This window comes from Escherichia sp. KTE172 (assembly GCF_000408845.1).
GTDB classification, from domain to species: domain Bacteria; phylum Pseudomonadota; class Gammaproteobacteria; order Enterobacterales; family Enterobacteriaceae; genus Escherichia; species Escherichia coli.
In genome coordinates this window covers 2,182,075-2,203,704 of the sequence record NZ_KE137316.1, presented here as the reverse complement: position 1 = coordinate 2,203,704, position 21,630 = coordinate 2,182,075, and the positions used below count along the sequence as shown (strand labels likewise).

The following is a 21,630-nucleotide window of genomic DNA, read 5'->3' as shown; positions in this document are numbered from 1 at the left end:
CACGTAATCAGCAAGCGATATACGCAGCGAATTGAGCGGCATAACCTGAATCTGAGGCAGCACCTGGCACGGCTGGGACGGAAGTCGCTGTCGTTCTCAAAATCGGTGGAGCTGCATGACAAAGTCATCGGGCATTATCTGAACATAAAACACTATCAATAAGTTGGAGTCATTACCCAAAATCCTGTCAAGAAAAATTTCGTCAGTAGATACTATGGTGAAAAAAACGCCTACGGTTTTATGTGTAAGTCAAGGAAAGCACAATTTTATTAGAACATATCTTACGATGCAAGTTTAGTTAGTAAGGGATGCCAAAAGGCGTCCCTTACTAATATTAACATCAAATATAAATTTATTAAAGTTTAATTATCAAATCACGACAACATTACCTGAAGACACGATGATCTTTTTATCCAACGGGTATATGAACTCATTGTAATTATAATACACATGCAAACTAATTCTATACTCACCACACGTCAAATGACGTAATATATCAAATCCATATTTCCAATACACCCGCAAGACTCTATCATAATGTTTATTTAACGAAACATTGGTTGATTGGTTGATTGGTTGATTGGTTGATTGGTTGATTGGTTGAAAATTAATCTCAGCATAAACATGCTCTATTTTTTGAATATTATCAAAAGCAGGTAGCAATCTATTAAAATACAGACGCTCATTTTTAAAGAAACATTTCACACTTATGGTTGGTCTTATTATTGCTGTTCTACCTGTGATTAACTGTAGAATTTTAACAAAATTTTTCTTAACTAACTCCATTGCACTTCCAGAATGTTTCATATCCTTTAACATCGATACATTTATGCCAGAAAAATTCTTAATTGGAATAGAGCAAGAAGAGTCATGATCATTTTCACCAAAAGAATAAAAAACCCTATTATTCTCTAACTTTGTTAATGATTCTTTATAAACATAATATTTTCTTGCTTCTTCACCTAATGTATATCGAAATATGTGATTTTGACTTTTGTAATTATATAAATCAAGTTGTGGAATATCAATAAAAAAATATGAATCCGGAAACAGGCTTATATAATCTATAGCTATAGTCGCACCTTTTGAATTACCATAAAAAATTATATCTTCATTTTTTAAACTGAATTTCGTTTTTAATCCATAAATCAAGCTTACAACAATAGGGCGAATTCTATAATTGGTTAATGTTTTAAACATGTAATTCCCATACACTCCCTCCTTATCCTGGAAAGCAATAACAAGTACATTTTTCAACTTGCTATGTAATGAAGTTAATGCACTCAATCTGTGATGTACATTATCAAGATTAGAAACACCTGGAAAGGTTATAAGTATTTTGTTTGGCGAGTGAATATTGCCATATACTGAATAATATACTGACTCTTTCTCCAATGAATGAGAAATTATAGAGTGTTTTTGATCAAATGCAATTTGATCTGGATGAAATTTTTTTTCTAATGTAAGTAGCAATTGAATATTTTCATTTTTATTCTTTAATTTTATGTCTGAATCGGCATCTACACAAATATTTGTCAACCATCGTCCCTTTTTTAAAAATACAGGTATCTCACAGCCATTGATAATTAATATATCTCTTGCATGTTCAGAAGAGCTATGTTCATTAAATAAAAGGTGTAAAAATTTTTTCATACTTACCTCTCTAAATAAAGCACATATACAAGAGGGCCATGTGCTTTTATATAATACAAAAGAGTTTTATGGTATAAGTGACATTAAATACTTTACACTTGTAGATAACTCTGAAGATTTAGTACTAAGTAAACGAAGGCGTAAGCATTTTATATATTTCATTGCTAAGTTGTATTTTTCATAGATAATAAGAAATTCTGTTATAAGTAAAAGAATATTATTGTCAAGTCCTATTATATTTATTCCATCTACAATAAATGATGGTTTCATATATATGTCATGTGACCGTATTGGACTAAGGGCTTAAAATAAGCCCTTAGTATTATGTGACACATTACTTGCTTAATATTTATTCATGTGTGTGTTACACACATGAATATGTATGTGAAATAATTAAGGGATTAATGACATAAGATAATCAATTCTTTTATAAACATCTGAAGATTTGTTAAGAAGTAAACGAAGTCGAATGTGTTTTATGTATAACATAGCTAAGTCATAATCTTCATAAATAATATAAAACTCAGCTATAAAGAATAAAGACTCATCATCTATTTCTGTAATGTTTATTTTTTTTGAAAGGGCATATGCTTGTTCATATTTTTTAACTTTAATAAGGTGTTTAAAATAAAGAAGAACGGATTTTGTATTAATTTCAGAAGAGTGTGTTTGGTAATATAAATCAATAATTTCATTTTCATTGTGGTACAAAAGATACATGAATATCTCGTCCACGTATTGGTTATCAAGCGTGTCACTTAAAAGATATTTTACATACTTATTCAAATCAGGTACTTTGCTTTTACTTGAACGAATAGCAAAGAAATAAGCTGCCATATAAATGTTTATGCCAGTTTGCCCTGTAAAGATATCATTGCTATTAATATTATCCAGAAGTAATTTCCATTTTTTTAAATGATATAATGTTCGAATATATATGCTCTTATTAATTATATCATGCTTTTCATTATCTGATAATGATTTGTACATAACTACAACATCTTCGTATGCTTTATTTTTTTCTAACAACCGTAACCTGCGAGATGACTCATGTAAAAACAATTTATTACGGGTACTGAAACATGAATCCATGCTATCACTACAATACCAAGTAATATCTTTAATTGTTTTATTGTTAATCGTCTCTTTTATATTAAGCGGAGTCAGGGATATTAATGATAATAAAACATTAATGCGATATTTTAAATACTTCTTTTTATATACGCTTATTCTGCCTGTGTTCAGTAAATTAAGTGCAATGTTAAAATCGCCAAGTGATATTAAACTAACCATGTAGTTAAATAAATGTTTGCCATTATATGTCGCCCATGAATCATTATGGTTAATGAAATATTTTTCATAACGAGAGCGTGCACTAATATAATCTCCTGTTTTATAGGCATGAGCAGCCCATTTTAAATAGTCGGTACTACATTGTGTTACTCTTGGTTGTTCAAGATTAATTATAGTATCCAAAACTCGTTCACAACATTTTCCGTCACGATAAGGAAAGAAATTAGCAGCACGTTTTTCATATATATCTGAATTAGGATATCTACCTTTTATAATATTATGTAAAAACTCCAGAACTCCTTCAACAGTATTGAACACGGGGCCAAATCCAGAAGAACGATAATCAAAATAACCTTTATTATAATGACCTTTCGTAAAAAACTGTTTTTCATCAAATTGATAATAACAGATTGGTTTATTCAAGTACGCCATTTCAAATGCTACTGATGAATAATCAGTGATCATTATTTTTGAACGCTTAAATAAACTCTGGATACTACCATCATAATGAGATTGTATGCTTATATGTTCTGGTAGGTTAAACTCACTTATATATGGTTGCATATTGGCATGCGGAAAGAAAATTATTCTATACCCTTCATTTTTTATTAGATTATACAATGACGCGGATGATAGCAATTCTGTCCATGCTTTAGCATACTCACTATTTTGAAAATCAGGTAATAATTCACGACTGGTACCAGATGTGACTTTTCCTAACAAGTTAGGTCTCCAGGTTGGCATTACTAAAATGATATTTTCTTCATCGATATCTTTTTTTAATAATGAATCATGCCTTGGCAACCCCGTAAGTTTCACTTCTTTTTTAGTAAATTTATAAGTGGTTTTCTCTCCTGCCAAGGAATTATATTCATCCACTCCAGATGTTAAAAAAATATCAATTTTCTTCCAGTCTGGTCTAAATAATGTAGATTGATCATTATGAATGATACCATGCTGAAGAAAAATAAATTTTTTCCATAGCATTCGTTTATCTTTAAAATAATCCGTAACAAACTGAGCCGCATGAGAACTAATTATTTTATCACATGATTCTAATGCAGCTTCATGCTCTCGACTGCCAAATGCTAGTAATTTAAAACCTTCTTTCTCTAATCTGACCCAGTCATGTGAGTCCTTTAATAAAACAAAAAATATAGATATATCAGGCCTGTTCTGATTTATATATCGATATAAATGTTCTGCATTATCATCAGCTTGATTGTCTCTATCCATGAGTAACCAACATCCGGAATATTTTCTTGCATATTTAAATTTTGGATGCATGGCATTATATTGCGACTGTATCTTATCAAATGTAATATTGGCCTCTACTTTTCTACGAAAATCTCTAATTTCCTTGTGTCTATTTGATATTTTTATTTTTATCGGTTTTTTATGTGGTTGCTTGGTCAACCATAACCACATTCTTTGCTCATAAAAGAATACGTCTGAAAATAAATTATGACATATAGTCTTAAATTCTATAGGAATAACTTCTTTATTGTCTATTCTAATTTCTGCCGAGACCTCACATGAAGAATAATATCGTAATAAAACTTCATTCTTATCTTTATCTAATTGTAACAAGTCACAATATTTACTTTGCTTTTCAATGCCTAGTTTTTTTAAACAACCAATTTTAATTGTTTCCGCGCATGAAATATTAAAAGAAGAGATGCAATCATCACCAATTAAATTTAACGCATAATTTAAGTAATGTTTAAATTTATTTTTTTCATCATTACTCATAATATCAAGTAATGAATGATTTGTTAAACCAGATTTAATATACGTTAATAATAGATTAAAAAAAGATCTTTTAACTGAAATTTTTATATTATCTGAAGTCGAGTGCTCTAATATAAGTTCTATGCCTTTAACTAGTGAAATGAAATCATCACAAAAAATACTTCTGTCGCACCATGATTGTCCTTTAAAAGGAATTGATGACATTCGATTGTTTAAGTAATGTAATTTCTTTTCAAAACGTATTGTATATTTATTTTCGCATTCTTCAAGTATCTCTAGTAAAAAAATAAAGCCATTAAAAATGAATTTTTTATGAGCATTTTCATGATAAACAAGATGTTTTTTAATTAATATTGAAGGGATTATCATCCCATATATAGAGTTTGCAACAAAGTACTCGTTCACAATTCTATTATATTCTTTAAGTTCATAATGAGATGAAATGGCATCAGATGTTGATTTAATAAATGGGATTTCTGAAAGTTTACTATTTGGTATTATTATTGTGTCAGCGTAACCTTTATTTTTGCTGTTTAATATTTCGTCTGCTTTTTGTAAGAAATCAGAGTCTATGTAATCATCGTGCCATAAAAATAATGTGTTCTCGTATTTTAATAATGATGAAAGAAATATAAAATCATTTTTATTAAATAAATTAACATGTATAACATTTATATTTTCATAATCCCTAATATTTTTAATGAAGTTATAATTGGATGTTTTATGTTCGTCATCACTAGAAAATACGACAATATTATAACTGCCATTTAATTTTTTGATATTAGTCACTTTAGACTTTCGTTTTTTCATCATGTCATTAAAGAAAAGCTTTGGGTTTTTCTTTAATTTTTTTAATTTTCTTATGTTCATTAATTATCCTCCAAAAATCTTTGATAATGTTTTGTTTAGTTCTTCATTTTGCATGTTAATATTAGAGCATCCTTTTTGTGATATATCATTGGCACATATTGAATGTGGCATTATATTTGATTGCTTTAATTGTTTATATATTTGTTGTGCCGTTGCTGAACGGATGTTAAAATAATAACAAATATCTTTGTATGGCGCTGAGTACCCTTTTAAGTATGAATACCATGGGACAAGAAATGTCGCCATATTCAGATCGTGATTTGTCCTGAATTTATTTTCTGAAAATGCAGAAATTTCAGCGTGAAACTTATTGAACACTTCATTATACAGGCTTTTTTTTAGTGGAATGTATGAATGGACTAATGGTGTATCAATTTCTATATAAAATTCATTATATAATAACTTTCTAGAGTTGAGGCAGGCATGTAAAGTTGGTGTGTTTATACCTTTATCCCTCATCGCATTTATACTCTTTTTTGTTATAAATAGAGAAGATATGCCATTACTTTTAAAAAAATGTGATTTGGGTATTTCACGTGAAACAAAAACATCATCATTGAAATATAAAAAATACTCAGATAAATCTTTTATTTTATGAAGATACGCCTCTATAACATGAGAATTAAATGTTGGAAGGTATTCTTTTGGAATTATATCTCTATGATCTATAATGGTTACGTTAGAATATAAATCAATCCACTCAGGGGTTTGATTATCTGTAATGATATATATTTTTCGCACCCATGGTATAAATTTCTTTATACTCTTTAAGGAAAAATACAATTCATTATTATTACTAAATCTAGATAAATCAGTTGCGTTTTGACCATAACTATAATCATTTTTCTTATATGATAAATATTTATTTTTCCAGATATTGTCATTGTGATTTACCCATGTATATACTACATCTATAGGTAATTCAGATGGGATTTGCCGCTCTAATGATAAATCATTTTCTATGATTATTTGCTCCTCTTGTAGAGCACATTGAAGTTCATTATAATATAAAGGATGTTTTTTTAGTAAGTAATCTCTAAAAAATAATCCAGGATTTTTTATAAGCTTTTTGAATTTATTATAGTTTGTGTTCATGAATTATCTCGTTAATTCATTATCTTCAATATACTTGTTAATAGCTATTTTAATATCATCATAATAAATTACTTGCTTATCTTTTGTAAATAATAAGGCTGCATCACAATATTCACTCAGGACATTTAAATTATGGGAAACCATTAAGAAATTTGATTCGGAACGACGCTCCTTAAAATAATGATAACATTTTGTTCTAAACTTGGCATCACCAACAGCAGTAACTTCATCCACAATGTAGTAATCAAATTTAAATGCCATGCTTAATCCAAAACCTAATCGGGAACGCATTCCTGATGAATATGTTTTTATAGGCATGTCAAAATATTGTCCAAGTTCAGAAAACTCTTCTACAAATTCTATTTTTTTCTTCAATTCATCTCTCTTGGCATATAACCGAGCAACAAATTTTACATTTTCTCTCCCAGTCAGGCTTCCCTGGAACCCCCCAGAAAGCCCTACTGGCCATGAGATCGTTTTGTTAGAGATAATTTTTCCACAATCAGGTTTATCAATTCCACCGATTATTCTCAAAAGTGTTGATTTACCAGCACCATTTCGCCCAATAAATGCAATGTTTTTTTTTGAAGGAATATAAATATTTAAATTTTTAAAAACATAGTGCCGCCCAGTTGATGTTATATATGACTTAGTTAAATTATTAATTTTAATCATGAGGTCAACATATCCTCTTCATAGTATATATATAATGCTAGACTAATGAATAGAGTAGCTAAGCTAAATATTAGTAAGTAATTTATGCTTACTCCTTCACTTACATAACTCGGCATTACAGCCTCTCGGCTTAATTCTACTACATGAATTAAAGGGTTCCAGAGAAGGTATGACCAATATTGCTTTGGGATTGCATGTAGAGGAAACATAATACATGATATAAAATATAAAGGCTTAATTAGTATTGGCAATATTTTCTGCATTTCAGGGGATTTTTTTCCGATAACCATAAATATTACTCCAATACTATATGAAAGAACGATCAGTAAACTCCAAGCCCCTATCAGTTGTAAAGGTCTTATTATTTGAAAATATTCACCAGCAAGCCAGATGATGAACATTAGGAAAACATAGACATAGACGTAAATAAATGACTCAAGTAATGTACGTGCAATTATAGTATCTATTGGTTTAACAGGTCGATAATTAAATAACCCCTGATTTGCTTCGATAGCCCCTACAGAACGTCTACTGATATTACTAAAAATAAAAAATGGAATCAGCCCATTAATAAGGAAAATAGGGAATGAAATATCCGGCATAGTGCGATGCATGATATAGCTGAATATCCCTAACAATATTAACAAATGCGATGCAGGTTCTAAAATTGCCCATAAATATCCCAAGCGAAATTTACCAAACCGAGTTCGAATTTCTCTAAAAAACAATGCTTTAACAGCCGCTACCTGCACTTCAAATCCACTTCTTATCATTTAACATTATGCTCCCAAAATTTCTCCACGCTACCGCCCTTGGCTTTACAGCTACCAATGGACTGTTAATTCATTTCCCCATTAACTTAGAAAAACGCCTTCTTATACCCCTCTTTATTAAATCTTAGAAATCCAAAAAGTTGTTTGTATCATCCTTATTTGTGTGAACCAATAAAACTATTGATATTTATGCTCTTATTTATTTTCTCGTTTCCATAAAAAACATGATTTATTTGTGTTTTAAACAATAAATACTCTTTAAATTTTTTAAACAACTTTATGTCTGGTTTGAATTTTGTTAACCAGAAGTCATCTAATGTTCCTTGGTATGTTAAGTCAACGATATCATAAAGAGAATTTCCCATAACTTTCAGTGGCTTGTTATGAATCAGCGCAGAGATCCCCGCCGTACTGTTAATTGTCACCACCGCTTTTGCATGGCGTAATAATTCCGGCATCGGGAGATCGTGCACATAAATGACGCGCTCACCTAAGCCATATTCCTTACTTAACCGCTTAATTAATGGTCGATAGAGTCTGTGACCACGATCCATCGGATGATGTTTGATCACTAAATAACTCTCTTTCGGCGCTTTACGCGAAAATGAGTACATGACTTCATTAATATAGTCTCGCACATCGTTATAATTGCTGTGGTTACGAATCTGGCTATCGTTATACACCTGCAAAACGGCAAGATAATAACGCTGGTCCAGCTCATTCATTAACCTCGGCAATACATTACGCTGTGTTACCCTGTAAAGTTGCTTGCGCCAGTATGCACGAACCCAGCAACGTGCCTCATTCCAGGGGGAAAACGATTTGTGGTGGCGGTAGCGAGGGAACTCATGACGGTAATGCCAGCCCATCAGGTAATACCACATCGCATGGCCAATGCGTTTCATCGTTGAAGGTTTTAAGTTCTCAACGTGCGGCGCAGGCATATCTGGCAACTTACGATAAAAATCAGGATCGCGCGGTAGTGATGAATATGCGTTCACTCCGCCTTCTTCAACGGTTATAAATTGCGGGCGTAAATATCCTTCCTCAAATGCCAGAAAGCGGATCCCTTTCGACTTAGCCCACCGTTTTGCTTCTTTGTGTAATGGGCGGCAGTCACCAAAGCAGAGGATGGTATCAAAGTCATATTGCCGGTGGAGATCTCGCAACCAACCGGGAAATTCTTTCGGCGTTTGGTTGTAAGCCTGGTATTGTCGATTGCGGCAGTAAAAACGATCACCGCCGTTGAACACAACATTCACAGCGTTACGGCCTAATGACTCTAACCATTCGGCAACGTCATTGAAAAAAGGTCCCATCGGTCCCTGCAATAGCAGATATTTTTTACCCGATAATAAAATGGTTAGTGCATTACCTTGCATAAATAATCTGTGCAATAGTCAATAATGAAATTGGTTAACCCAGTCTGACTCTGCAGAACATGATTAACTTACGGTAAATATTAATAACTCTGTCAATATTATTTTTTCTAATTACTATCGGCTTGCGCGGCGTCTTGATTAAATATTCCGCAGCTTCTTCAACCGTAATAGGTTGTAGCCGTGTTGGGTGGATATAGGTTGGATAAACAATCAACGCCTGATAGATCAAATCTGCTAACGTTAATTTTTGCTCGCGGCGCGGGCAGTGATGTTCATCAACGGTTAAACCCCAACCGGCATAGAAGGGCAGGCCGTAACAATGAACTTGCTTGCCATGTAATAACGCTTCAAACCCGGACAATGATGTCATGGTATGCACTTCATTTGCGCGCTGGATGCATTGAATAATATCTGCGTCCAGTGCCTGATAATCAGCAAGTTCAGCAATCAGTTCTGCCGGAATATCGCCCTTGCGATTTCCCACTAATACATCCGGGTGCGGTTTATAAATAATGTAGGCGTGCGGGTTACGTTCACGTACGGTACGCAATAACTCAAGGTTACTTTTAATAGAAACGGTGCCGGTTTTAATTGAGGCATCGTCTTCTACCTGACCCGGCACCAGGATGATTTTTTTATCTTTGGCTTCGGCTGGTAGAGAGAAATCGGCCCCCAGGTTGTACTTGCTCAGTTTACTTTCAACCAGTCGCTGGCGTAATTTTTCAGCTCGCATCTGCTGCGCCAGTGTTAACTGGCTGTGATTAATCAGCACTTCCAGGTCGCTGGGGCGCGTGGCGTCATAGTAGATCCCGCGTTTATCCAGCACCAACGATAGCGGCGGCAAAAGGTCAGAGCCAAGTCCGGATGAACGCAGAAAACCATCTTCCATTCGCCATAACGGCAGTGATTTTCGTTGCGCTTCGGCTCGCCATTGCTGTTCTCCCTTTACACCCCATACCACGCAGGCGCTCGCCGCAGTACAACGACGTGAAAAACTCAGCCGGTTTGTCGCTGTTCGCAAGAAAGGTTTCAGGATAGCTGACTTCCACAGCGTTAAGCCTGGCGCCCATAAATAGCCATTACGCTGTTGCAGATGTCGGCGTTGTAATTGCAGCCATTGCAGCACGGTAAACAGATCGCTTACTGCTCCCGTTTGCGGATCGATATAGCGACAGTAACGCAGGTATGCAGCGGCAAAAAGTTCTTCCAGTGTGGCTGAACCGCGTCGGGCAGATAACAACGCCGACTGCGGATGATGATCGTCCGTTAAGCCCCAGCCTGCATACCAGGGTTGGCCGAAGCATGTTACTGGTTTTCCTGCCAGCAAGGCTTCAAAGCCGTATTGGGATGTCACGACGTAAACCCGGGAAACGTGTCGCAACAGCGACTGCGGGCTGACATTCTCGGCAATCAAACGTACTCGTTGCGTGGCGCGCAGATCAGTGAAATAACCTGTTTTCTTTCCTTCCAGGACATCCGGATGCACCTTCACCCAAATTTCGGCTTGAGGATTTTCCGCCATCGCGGCTTCCAGCATAGCAGCAAACTCATGCGGGCCAGCATTGCCATACGTCACTGACATATCATTAAATGTCTGATCGACAACCAGAACGATGTCTGAACGTTCTGACTCATCAGCCACAAACGCAGGTGCCAGGTTATATTTCGACAAATCCCCGGTCACGATGGTGTGCATCGCTTCTCTGGCCTGGCTTATCAGAGCTGTATTTCCGGCTTTATCCTGTACCAGTTTCTCCAGTGCTGAAGGCTTGCTGGCATCGTAGTAAATGCCACAATCATCCACCACCAGAGAAAGCGGCGGCTCGCCATTGACGCCAAGATCCAGCGAACGCACAAATCCATCTTCCAGACGAATGACGGGTTTTCCCGCTGCTTTGGCGATGGCTACTGGTTTCGCCGCGCTGGGACGATGTCCCCACACGGCGATAGCATCAACTTCTTGCGGAACAGGGCGCAGCAGAGAAAGTTTCTGGCACGGTTGCGCCAGAAATTTCTCCAGATGCGGAATACGCCAGATGCCAGGCGAGTAAATGCCAATCATGCGTTTTCAGCCAGTTCCTGTGCCATCAGGGCGCGCACTTTTTCCAGGCATGCTGGGGTGTCGACGCCCGGACCGGTTGCGGCAACCTCAAATGTGCGGATGTTGATCCCCGCGCTCATCAACCGCAGCTGCTCCAGTGATTCTGCCTGCTCTGGCATGGACTCCGGTAACTGGCTGTAGTTTTGCAGCACATCGCGACGATAAGCGTAAATACCAACGTGTTTCAGGTAGCGCGCTTTTTCAGCATTACGCGGATACGGAATCGGCGAACGGCTGAAATAAAGCGCGTCCTGGCGGGTATTCACAACCACTTTTACCGTGCTTGGCTCGGTAGCTTCTTCGGCAGAAATCGCGTGGCATAGCGTTGCCACTGGCAACGCGGGGTCATCACGCATTCCTTGTAACAGCGTTTCTACATCTCGCGGGCGAATCATTGGTTCGTCGCCCTGCAGGTTAATGTAGATATCTGCCTCGACTTTATGCATCACCTCGACCAGCCGATCGGTGCCGGATTCATGATCGTTGCGCGTCATGATGGCTTTCCCGCCAAATGCCTGCACGGCCTTTTCAACACGCTGATCGTCTGTTGCCACCCAAACTTCCGCAACGCCCGCCACCTGTAACGCACGCTCGTAAACATGCTGGATCATCGGTTTACCAACAATATCGAGCAGTGGCTTACCCGGCAGGCGCGAGGAGCCATAGCGAGCCGGAATGACAATAACTGCTTTGCTCATTTCAACTCCTTACAAAGACAGAATCACTTTTGCACCCACCGCCAGCTGATAGAGGATGGTGGAAATACCACGGGTAACTTCAATGTTTTTCGATTCATATTTCGGCAGAACCATAATCTCATCGCCCGGTTTGAGTGAATCCACATCTTCTGCGTTGACGGCTGCACCGTTCTGACGAATGACGATAATTCTGGCGTTACCCGATTTCTGCGTCAGGCCACCACATTTCTCGATGTAATCTTCGGTGGTCATACCCTTCTGCCAGCTCACCGCGTTCGGGAACAGCACTTCGCCATGAACCATAACCAGCGATGTTTTCTCCGGAATATTGATGACGTCGCCATCTTCAAGCAGAACAGAATCAATATTGGATTCGTTGAGGATCACTTCACCTTTCGGAACCACGGTGCGTGCTTTCGCCACAAAGCGGCTGATCAGTTGTGCTTCCTGCATTCGCAGGCTGGCTTCTTCTTTGGTGGATGACTGGGCAGAAAGTGATGCTTCCTCCAGCTTTTGCAGCGAGAGATTCAGCATCTCTTTCTGACGCTGAGCCACTGATGGGCGATAAAGCTGAACTGCGTTCATCTGCGACATGCTGTTCGGGCGGACTTTTTCCAGAACCGCACGCATAGTGGAACCATAAGGCAGTACCATGGCATGTTCACCGGAGTGTGCGCCTTCAACCCGCACCTGAATGGTGCCGGCATAGCGGTCAGTGCTCACGATTAAGGTATCGCCATTTTGCAACATACGGCCTGGCGCAGAACTGATCGGATAGTATTCGCTGCGTTTTTGCAGCCCCTGTTTACGCATAATCGAAATGTGAGTCGCGCCAGGCTTAGGGCGTGCCCAGCTCAACGCTTCCGTTACGGGAATGCTGCTTTCGCGGAACTCAAAGTCGTAGCTGTTAAAGACATCGCCCTGAACGCTGAAAGTATGCTGACGCGGCCCGACGATGATGGTGTCACCATCGGCGAACTGCGAAAGCCCCAGTTTGCCGTTCAGCAGGAAGTCGTACAGGTTGACGTTGGAGCGCACGCGGTTACCGCGCTTGACCACAATATCAACGTAACTTCCGCGCTCTGGATCAACGCCGCCAGCCTTGATCAGATAATTGAGTAACGAATCAGACGTCACACCGCCATACAGACCAGGATTACGCACAAATCCGGTCACGTACACTTTTACTGGCTGCGCCTGTAATAAGGAGGCGTAGACGTTGACGTTGGACTGGTATACTTCCTTCACTTTGGATGTGACCAGGGCATTTAGCTGACTATTACTGACGCCAGCAACTTTCACCGGACCAACGTTCGGCAGGAAAATATTACCTTTGGGATCAACCTGTAACGCACCATCAAAGGTGAACGCACCCCACAAGCGAACCTGAATGCTATCACCCGGATTTAGAATATAGTCAGGGTTGAATCCTACCGTCGCACCGCTATCTGCGCTGGTGCCGTTGAAAAGTTGAGCACCAAACATACGGCTCATTACCACCGGCGGTGAGGGCGGCGGGGTATTGTCGAAGCCGCTCATGTTTTGCGTATCCGACTGTTGCCCGTTCAGAATACCGGTAAGCGGTGCGGCTCCTGTAAGGTTTGGGTCAGCGTTAATATCAATGGCCGCGCTGGCCTGCGCAGCCTGACAGGCGGCAATCAGTAAAATTGATTTCAATAATTTCATCACAAACTCATTCAGCGACAGCGTTAATCTCGGTGGTCTTCAATAACAGCCAGCAACAGTTTCAGGGTGCCGAACAGCAGGCAGCACACCAGTAACCAACAGGCAATCAAATAAGGGATGTTTGGAAAAGAGGATTCCTGCGGCAACTGTGGCGAACTGATCACCGACAGCACCTTGAGCTTACGAGCCGCTTCTACACGGGTCTTTTCAATGGAGGTCAGCGTCAGTTTGTAGAGCTCAGTGTTGAACTCTACTTTTGATTTGATTTCTTCAAAATCCACCGCCATACGGTTTAGCTTGTCACCCTGCGGCGCTGTGATTTTGCTTTTTTCTTCGTCGATTTGTGCCTGCAATGACTGAATCGCATTACGCGCACTCACAACTTGCGGGGCGTCCTCACGCAGATACGTCAGCAAGTTCCGCAGGTCCGCTTCCATCTGGATCTTCTGGCCCATCAGCGTATTCACTAACGTGCTCGCCGCCTGTGCCTGTGCCTGGGGATCCAGAACGTTGTTGTTGTCCTGATAAGAGAGCAATTCCGCTTTGCTGGCGTCCAGACGCTGGCGTGCCTTTTCCATTTCCGTTTCCGCAAAGGCGAGCTGGTCACGCGCAATGCGATGTGACATCTCATTGATAAAGCGCTCTGACTCTTTCAACACGGTCTGGTTAAACTTAAGCGCAAACTCCGGGCTAAAGCCCTGCGTCTGAATATTGAGCAATCCGGTTTTATCGTCATACGAGACGTTGATACGGTCCTCGTAGTACTTCAGGAAGCCTTCTGCGGTTTCATCCTTGCTAAGATGATTAAGAAAATCGAGCCCGCTGTGGCTAAACGCTTCGCGAAAATTCAGTTGCTTATCTAACGCTGCCAGCATATCTGGAGAGTTGATGTACTCTTTCAGATATAACGCATCCTCTGCGGAACTCGGGTTAGAGGCACCCAATAGCAGACCAAAATTTAAGCTGCCGCTGTTTAAATCATCTGAGCGTTTAATGGCGACTTTCGACTCGCTCATATAGCGAGGCTGGCTGAAGATAGCCAGATAGATCAGCAGCACCGCCATCGGTGCCAGAATGATGATTTTCGCCAGGTGTTTTTGGATATCTGCCAGTGAGATGGCAGACAGACGAGCACGCATCCAGGATACGGCAGACTTCACTTTTATCAACATGTAACGATTATCAAAGTTTCAGTGGGGCGCAAACTCAATGAGAGACTAACCTCTCGCACCCCGTTGCTTAATTAGTCGAAAATGCGCACAAGGCCAGTGACTTTATTTGCCTTGTTGGTCACCAATAACGTTGAGACGCGGTGCTTTTGCATTTTTTCTTCCGCTTCAATGATCATGGTGTCTTCCGGTAGCGTCAGCGGTTCACGTGTCATCATCTGCGCAGCCGTGGCGGATGTCAGAGAATCCTCTTTTTCCATAAAGCGACGCAGGTCACCGTCGGTGATAATGCCCGCTAGCCCACCTTCTGCGTCTTCTACCATCACCATTCCCTGGCATCCGCTGGTGATACGTTGAATCACGGTTTTAAATGACGCATCCAGCTGTACCGCAGGAACATCATGCTGCATGACATCAGCAACGCGGGTCAGCAGGCGACGACCTAATGAACCGCCCGGGTGATAGCGCGCAAAATCATTCGGCATAAATTTGCGTTGGTGGATCATGGCAATCGCCAGCGCATCGCCGATCGCCATCGTCAGCGTGGTAGACGTTGTTGGTGCAAGATTATTCGGGCAGGTTTCATTCGCCATGTGGAGTTCCAGCACGGCATCAGCATTTTTCGCCAGCGTGGAATTTCCATTATTGGTAATGGCGATAATTCGGTTGCCGAAATTTTTCAGTGAAGGAACTAGCTTGAGGATTTCATCCGTTTCACCGCTGGCAGAAATAAGGATCAGAAGATCGTAAGGCGTAATCATGCCCAGATCGCCATGGAAAGCTTCTGCAGGATGAATAAAGAAACTAGGCGTACCCGTAGAGGCCAGCGTCGCTGACATTTTACGACCGACATGCCCTGATTTACCCATTCCCGAAAGAATAACGTGACCTTTACAGTTCATTATCAAATTAAGGACACGCTGGTACTGCCCGGAATCCAGTTGTTTAGACAAGTTTTGTAATGCTGCGCATTGTTCTGCCAGAGTCTGGCGAACAGAGGTAATTAGATATGGATCGATAGTACTGCTCTGGTCATCAGGTAAATGTCTTTCAGACATATCAGCTCCTTTGCACGGAAATAATGCCACAGTCACAACAAACCCGAACCCACTATAATTTATTTATGCTAAATCAATGGTTTGTAACAAAATTTTTAATGAATATAAAACCATGGTCAGTCCATGCTTATATGCAGGACTTATCACCTTCTTATTAAGTCGCAATGTCTCATGGAGGTGCGAAGATGCTGCAATATTACAGGCGAGAAGGGGAACCAAATTTTGTCCACCTATTTAACACACCTCTACATTATGAACAAGGAATTTAGGATTTTTATCATTTATTAAAATGTTTCCTACTTGACTATTGAGATAAAAAACAATTTATCAATTGATTATTTCCTTGTAAAAAAAGAACGTATGACTATGTTATTAATAAATAAAACACGCAAATAATGGTGATGTTGTTTTGTGATTAACTATTTAAGTGCTGCATAATAAATGGGTTGACAATTTCTATGTAAAGAAGAGGAAAATAATAAAATTTTAGCGGTGACTATTGAATGATATGATAGTTGTGGTGTTGATTATTTCTGGTAATGAATGCGGAATTAAATCTGGCCGGATTGTATTTTTGCTATATCTATTTTTCAGGAGATTATTATTAAATAGAAAAATAACAATGGTGATTATCTCCGATTGAGCTGGAGTCACGTATGCCAGCGAGTGCTTTCTTCCGGGCCTTCCTGCACTTCAGAGAAAGAGCCTATGGAAAAGAGGCAATCATCAGGCTCTTTTTGAGTCATATGCGCCGATAATCAACTGTCTTGAACGTAAAAATTATGGAGCAACATGATGCTACGATTCATTTCACTCTTCGTTCTTTCTGAGCATTGCGTTCAGGATGGTCAGCAATTTACGCATACAGTCAACCAGCGCCACTTTTTTGGTTTTTCCGGCTGCTGGCAGATGCATGTAAAACGCCTTTATCACCGGATTAAACCAGGTTACCACAAACGCTGCCATGTGCAGGGCTGCTCTTGCCTCCGTACGCGCACTGGCGTCGTTCGGCCAGCAGATATGTGTGGGATAACAGGGATGTTATGTGAACTGAACTGTGTTTTGTTAGCGGGGGATGTTTATTGATGATTCGGGAGTGTTTTAAGACCTGATGGCGTTATGCTCCCAAGTTTATTTTATATAAAGATCCAAAAGCAAAAACCCGCCTTGTGGGCGGGTTCTTTAGAACAGTGGTGCCGGACTCGGAATCGAAAATTTCTTTTATCATATTGATATTAATGCAATTTGTTTGATTTGATTAAAAATGTACCCTCAATTATACCCGCAGTCCCTTTTGATATCGAAAGGGAATCACACTCGGGATCAGGCTGAGAGCACAGAAGGAAAGTACCTGGCTATTATATCGTTAATTCTGTCAATCAGTTCCAGCCTTTTGAAAGTGATGTGTGCAGATCCCTTCTTAAAGTATTTAATGATGAACATCTCGTCTTCATAGCGCTCTTTACCCTGAACGGACTGGATGTGACCATCCAGACGAATAGTGATGTTTTCCCGGTTGTCGGGGATCGGTTTGCCGCTGAACAGATGTAGCATTCTTTCCAGGTCGACGAGTCGGTCAGTCTGTTGCCCGGTGATAAGATGAAACCCCCACCGGTCCCACCTCACCAGGTTGTTGACGATAATTTTACTGCCAAATTTACAGGGTGAGTTGGTTTTGTAATCCCAGCTCAGCCCTTTGAAGACGTTGATCACTCCCCGTTCAAACACTTCATCTTTGTTCTGGTGCAGTTGTTCAAATGTGCTCAGAATGTTCGCTTCGCTGATTTCCGGAAAATTATCATATTCCAGTGACCTGTACCATGTGTCCCGGGTCTGCGCATCCATCAGACTCAGCATCCCGGAACGTTGCATCAGATCACGCCAGAGTTCGCGATCAAGATTGCGTGTGATGGCTTTCATTGCGGTTTCCGGTTTCTCCATCAGCCAGCAACCGCAGCGAAAATCCTGTTTCATGGCCCAGTCCAGAGCCGTTTTACCTCTAATACTTTCTGTCATTGCTGATATTTCAGCCAGTTGTCGGATAAGTGTGTCGATTTGCAGCAATGTACTCTTTCGTACAGCCAGAATGTGGCGGATACTGGTTGAGCAGATAACGTCCGTATGCCCGTTGACCACTTCCGGACGAGAGGCTGTGATTTCAGACATAATCGATATTCCTTTTTGCAGATAAACGAAAACGCCAGCCGTATTCAGGCTGGCGTCAGTGGAATGAAGTCTGGTGAGTAAGACTCACCGGTTCTGTTGCAGAAACTGTAGCTGACGCAGGGTACGGACATCCTCTCTGGCCTGTTCGATACAGGGCAACAGTGCTGCCGAATCCGTTCTATCCTCATCGTTGTCAAAGATAATTCCCGATTCGCAGTCGATATTGTCCTGTAGCCACGCAATCAGAATATCCAGTGCGGTTTCCGTGGTTAATGATTTCATGTTGTTCCTGGTTACCAGTCGAAAGTGGGCAGGTCCGGCAGACATTCAGCGCTGGCATCCAGATGAATGAGACTGACGCCATAACGTTGGATGAGTGTGACAACCAGACGACGGAACGTTTTTGACAGCCCCAGGCGTTTAAGCCGCAGAACCGGATATGACCACGCATCGGTACGTAACAGATATCCGCTACCTGTGAAATGAATCCGTTCTGATTCACCGAAGTCACTGGTCTGGTGTGACAGCGAGTACAGCCAGGCGTTATCCTTTTCCGTGATATGTGCGGTACTGCAGCGTATGCCGGCAAGGGTTGCAAACGGTGGTAGTGTGCAGGTTGACTGTTGGTCGGATTTTAACACCATCGACGTCAACGACAATGCGTCCCATGTTCAGTGCCTGCACGTTAATGCTGTCGGCTTCCAGCGTCAGGGCCAGTTTCATTGTTTCGCTTCCGGATGCTTCCCCCGGGTAATGTTATTTACCGTTCTGTAGTTATCGCGGGTCATCAGGCCGGTTGCCCGGCGTGCCCGGAGAATATCAATGCTGTTGATTAACTGCGACGGGGCTCCTGCGCTGAATCCCGGCTGGTCGGTACGTACCAGCGCGTATTTTTCAACGAGAAAGTTCACCGCGTCACACAGTGAAATCCCTGCCTCAATATGCTGCTCAATCACACGTTCATCAGCGAACGGTGTGTCATTCAGCGTGAGGCCATAGTGCTGGTCCAGCAGTCGGGTGAGCAGTGTCTGCCAGATGGTGATGGGAGACGGGCAGCCCGATGCCTCCCGTACGTGAGTGTCGGGTAATGTATTCATCTTAAGTTCTCTGTAACAGGTGGTGATAAAGGGGAGATATCCGGTGTTATACGGTGGTTGCGGGCGCTGCCGGTGTCGGATAAACAGCCAGATAAACGTAACCACAGGAGCCGAGGGTGTCGGCTTCGCAGGTCAGCCCTTTCGCATACAGTGTGACGGTATGCTGATGGCGGGGATTCAGTTCACCGCCGGTGAGCATGAGTTCCAGTTGTTTCATCAGCAGCGGAAAGGCCTGGTCCAGGTGGTACGCATCTACGTCGCTGAACCTGCCTCTGATACCGGCGCGGTCTGCAAGGTAATGCAGGCGGTTACCCTCCTGTACCAGTCGGGCCCCGAAACAGGGCGTCACGGTGCAGGGCAGCCCCCACCAGGGGCGGTCGTGATTGTCGTCGGGAGGCGTTGTCCCGGGGAGTGTGTCTGACACGATAAAGTCCTCACAGAAAATCGGTTAAGAATGGTTTAACGATGACAGGTCAGCCGGCGCGCAGACCGCCTTCGGTAAAGGTGTATTCGTTTATGAGCAGGGCCTCATCCACAGCGGCGTCTGAGCTCAGCCAGTCGTACTCGTTTTCCGGGTGACGGAACATCAGTTCAGGGTGACGCTCATCAGCCGGACATACGGGCCAAAACTGTCCTTACGACGTTCAGCAAACACGGCCAGCACACCGGGAATATCCTGCACTTCACGACCGGTATACGCTTCAGTGCTGCCGTGCCAGCGGTATTTGCCGGTACAGAACGGGAAAAGACGGGATGTCGGATGTTGTTGGTGAATACGCATGGCTTCACCACGAGTGATAATTTTCATAATGGGATACCTCTGAAGACAGAAGATAAAAGTGAAAACAGGTGTGATGTGGTTGTGACGGGTTAAAGCAGACCATGTTCGGCAAAGGAGAAAACCTGGTTGCCACCGACTATCAGATGGTCCGGCACCCGGATATCCACCAGGCCCAGTGCCTGTACCAGACGTTCGGTGATAAGCCGGTCTGCCTTACTGGGTGTGACTTCACCGGACGGGTGATTGTGCGCCAGTACCACGGCAGCGGCATTGTGGTACAGGGCGCGTTTAATCACTTCCCGGGGATGGACTTCCGTGCGGTTGATGGTGCCGGTGAAGAGGGTTTCACCGGCAATCAGCTGATTCTGGTTATTCAGATACAGCACCCGGAACTCTTCACGCTCCAGTCCCGCCATGTTCAGAATCAGCCATTCCCGTGCCGCACGGGTGGAGGTGAAGGCCACACCGGGTTCATGAAGATGGCGGTCCAGGGTTTTCAGAGCCCGCAGAATGAGACTGCGCTCGCCGGGCGTCATTTCTCCGGGCAGAAAGGAAAGCTGCTGCATTGTCCCTGCCTCCATTCAGTCGATGATGCGCATAATGGCGCTGCATTCCGGATGCTGCAGGGCGTAATCCCGCAGCCGGTAATAATGGACCGTCATGGCATAACACTCCGTACGACAGGCGTGATGACTGTACGTCATCAGACAGGCAGCAATGCCGGCGGCTTCCGGGCTCATTTCAGCGCGGTTGCCGTTCATGGCATTGAACAGTACCCATGTTTCGTCATCATCGTCATCCGGTTCGGGGGCCATAAATGCCCCGCCGTTGTTCAGGGTGTACAGATTCCAGATACCACCGCAGTAGTCTTCGCACAGACGGTCCATCCAGCCGAAAACACGGGGCTCCAGGGCCACCTACTGTGGAATGAGGCCAAAATGCTGCGGCCAGAAGCTGATGCGCTGTTCATCAGGGACTATGGTGGCAACCAACTGAGGCTGGTCATTCCCTGATGCAGCGGTTACGGAAACAGAAGATGTGGTGGAATTATGTGAAATGGTTTTCATGAAATGACTCCTTAAAGGACAAATAAATGCGTGGTTTTCAGGGTAATGGCTGAATCAGCGCAGGCTCTCCAGTAGGGTTTCCGCCATCACCCACAATGCGCGGTTGAGCTTAATGTCAGTGTCAATGCTGTGAATGGCACGGGTGTGGATACGTTTTCCTTTAGCGCTGCGACCTGAAATTCCGCCTTTCAGCATATTCTCCTGAATGGTCTGATAAGCACTCCACAGGTCCTTACCGTAATCCTCCCGGCGTCGTGGCGTCAGAATGTCGGCGGTGGTGACGGGCTGATGTTCGTCACCATAACGGTAAGTCA

At 41.9% G+C, this 21,630-nt stretch carries 18 protein-coding genes and 4 pseudogenes; 1 reads left to right on the top strand and 21 read right to left on the bottom strand.

Annotated elements, in window-relative coordinates; translation table 11 throughout:
• Window positions 1-162, top strand: a 162-nt coding sequence (locus G434_RS0125345) for an IS1 family transposase (protein WP_000507499.1), incomplete at its 5' end; no start/stop codon positions are given.
• 207 nt (window positions 163-369) lie between these two features.
• Here the strand turns inward: G434_RS0125345 and G434_RS13365 are convergent.
• From G434_RS13365 to G434_RS13465, 21 genes and pseudogenes are all read right to left on the bottom strand, one after another.
• Window positions 370-1,653 (bottom strand): hypothetical protein, encoded by a 1,284-nt coding sequence (locus G434_RS13365; RefSeq protein ID WP_016239081.1) that lies wholly within the window; start codon window positions 1,651-1,653, stop codon window positions 370-372.
• A 393-nt stretch (window positions 1,654-2,046) separates the two neighbouring features.
• Entirely contained in the window at window positions 2,047-5,568 is a 3,522-nt protein-coding gene (locus G434_RS13370) for a CDP-glycerol glycerophosphotransferase family protein (protein ID WP_016239080.1), read from the bottom strand.
• A gap of 3 nt (window positions 5,569-5,571) precedes the next feature.
• Complete coding sequence (locus tag G434_RS13375) at window positions 5,572-6,663, bottom strand: Stealth CR1 domain-containing protein (RefSeq protein WP_016239079.1); 1,092 nt, start codon at window positions 6,661-6,663, stop codon at window positions 5,572-5,574.
• A gap of 3 nt (window positions 6,664-6,666) precedes the next feature.
• Window positions 6,667-7,338 carry an ABC transporter ATP-binding protein gene (locus G434_RS13380; protein WP_000590810.1) on the bottom strand — a complete coding sequence of 224 codons (672 nt, stop codon included), beginning with the start codon at window positions 7,336-7,338 and terminating at the stop codon, window positions 6,667-6,669.
• Window positions 7,335-8,111 (bottom strand): ABC transporter permease, encoded by a 777-nt coding sequence (locus tag G434_RS13385; RefSeq protein WP_001513438.1) that lies wholly within the window; start codon window positions 8,109-8,111, stop codon window positions 7,335-7,337. Before G434_RS13385 ends, G434_RS13380 begins: the two co-directional genes overlap by 4 nt.
• A 155-nt stretch (window positions 8,112-8,266) precedes the next feature.
• Window positions 8,267-9,493 (bottom strand): capsule biosynthesis protein, encoded by a 1,227-nt coding sequence (locus G434_RS13390; RefSeq protein ID WP_001161828.1) that lies wholly within the window; start codon window positions 9,491-9,493, stop codon window positions 8,267-8,269.
• Window positions 9,494-9,527: 34 nt separating this feature from the next.
• Window positions 9,528-11,555, bottom strand: a complete 2,028-nt coding sequence (locus G434_RS13395; RefSeq protein ID WP_016239078.1) for a capsular polysaccharide biosynthesis protein — start codon at window positions 11,553-11,555, stop codon at window positions 9,528-9,530.
• The gene (gene kdsB, locus G434_RS13400) at window positions 11,552-12,292 is read right to left on the bottom strand and encodes a 3-deoxy-manno-octulosonate cytidylyltransferase (RefSeq protein WP_000030761.1); all 741 of its coding nucleotides are present in this window, start codon (window positions 12,290-12,292) and stop codon (window positions 11,552-11,554) included. The genes G434_RS13395 and kdsB overlap by 4 nt, the downstream gene beginning before the upstream one ends.
• 9 nt (window positions 12,293-12,301) lie before the next feature.
• Window positions 12,302-13,978 (bottom strand): polysaccharide biosynthesis/export family protein, encoded by a 1,677-nt coding sequence (locus tag G434_RS13405; protein WP_001329578.1) that lies wholly within the window; start codon window positions 13,976-13,978, stop codon window positions 12,302-12,304.
• Between the two features lie 23 nt (window positions 13,979-14,001).
• The gene (locus G434_RS13410) at window positions 14,002-15,150 is read right to left on the bottom strand and encodes a capsule polysaccharide transporter (RefSeq protein WP_000905917.1); all 1,149 of its coding nucleotides are present in this window, start codon (window positions 15,148-15,150) and stop codon (window positions 14,002-14,004) included.
• Between the two features lie 71 nt (window positions 15,151-15,221).
• Window positions 15,222-16,205 carry a KpsF/GutQ family sugar-phosphate isomerase gene (locus tag G434_RS13415; RefSeq protein WP_001329577.1) on the bottom strand — a complete coding sequence of 328 codons (984 nt, stop codon included), beginning with the start codon at window positions 16,203-16,205 and terminating at the stop codon, window positions 15,222-15,224.
• An 810-nt stretch (window positions 16,206-17,015) separates the two neighbouring features.
• A pseudogene (locus tag G434_RS0125340) lies at window positions 17,016-17,198 on the bottom strand (IS110 family transposase); the annotation flags it as partial.
• A 330-nt stretch (window positions 17,199-17,528) separates the two neighbouring features.
• Window positions 17,529-18,371, bottom strand: coding sequence for a DUF4942 domain-containing protein (locus tag G434_RS13420; RefSeq protein WP_001532553.1), 843 nt, complete (start codon window positions 18,369-18,371; stop codon window positions 17,529-17,531).
• Between the two features lie 84 nt (window positions 18,372-18,455).
• A complete protein-coding gene (locus G434_RS13425) occupies window positions 18,456-18,653 on the bottom strand; it encodes a DUF957 domain-containing protein (RefSeq protein WP_001374283.1) in 198 nt (65 codons plus the stop codon).
• A gap of 11 nt (window positions 18,654-18,664) precedes the next feature.
• A pseudogene (locus G434_RS0125335) lies at window positions 18,665-19,094 on the bottom strand (DUF5983 family protein).
• Window positions 19,091-19,468, bottom strand: a complete 378-nt coding sequence (locus G434_RS13430; protein WP_001094430.1) for a TA system toxin CbtA family protein — start codon at window positions 19,466-19,468, stop codon at window positions 19,091-19,093. The pseudogene G434_RS0125335 and the gene G434_RS13430 overlap by 4 nt, the downstream one beginning before the upstream one ends.
• 46 nt (window positions 19,469-19,514) lie before the next feature.
• Window positions 19,515-19,892 carry a type IV toxin-antitoxin system cytoskeleton bundling-enhancing antitoxin CbeA gene (cbeA, locus tag G434_RS13435; RefSeq protein WP_001285620.1) on the bottom strand — a complete coding sequence of 126 codons (378 nt, stop codon included), beginning with the start codon at window positions 19,890-19,892 and terminating at the stop codon, window positions 19,515-19,517.
• A gap of 162 nt (window positions 19,893-20,054) precedes the next feature.
• Window positions 20,055-20,276 carry a DUF987 domain-containing protein gene (locus G434_RS13445; protein ID WP_000692329.1) on the bottom strand — a complete coding sequence of 74 codons (222 nt, stop codon included), beginning with the start codon at window positions 20,274-20,276 and terminating at the stop codon, window positions 20,055-20,057.
• Window positions 20,277-20,338: 62 nt separating this feature from the next.
• On the bottom strand, window positions 20,339-20,815 hold the full coding sequence (locus G434_RS13450) for a JAB domain-containing protein (RefSeq protein WP_001186726.1): 477 nt from the start codon (window positions 20,813-20,815) through the stop codon (window positions 20,339-20,341).
• A gap of 15 nt (window positions 20,816-20,830) precedes the next feature.
• A pseudogene (locus G434_RS27575) lies at window positions 20,831-21,316 on the bottom strand (antirestriction protein).
• Between the two features lie 54 nt (window positions 21,317-21,370).
• A pseudogene (locus tag G434_RS13465) lies at window positions 21,371-21,630 on the bottom strand (DUF932 domain-containing protein); the annotation flags it as partial.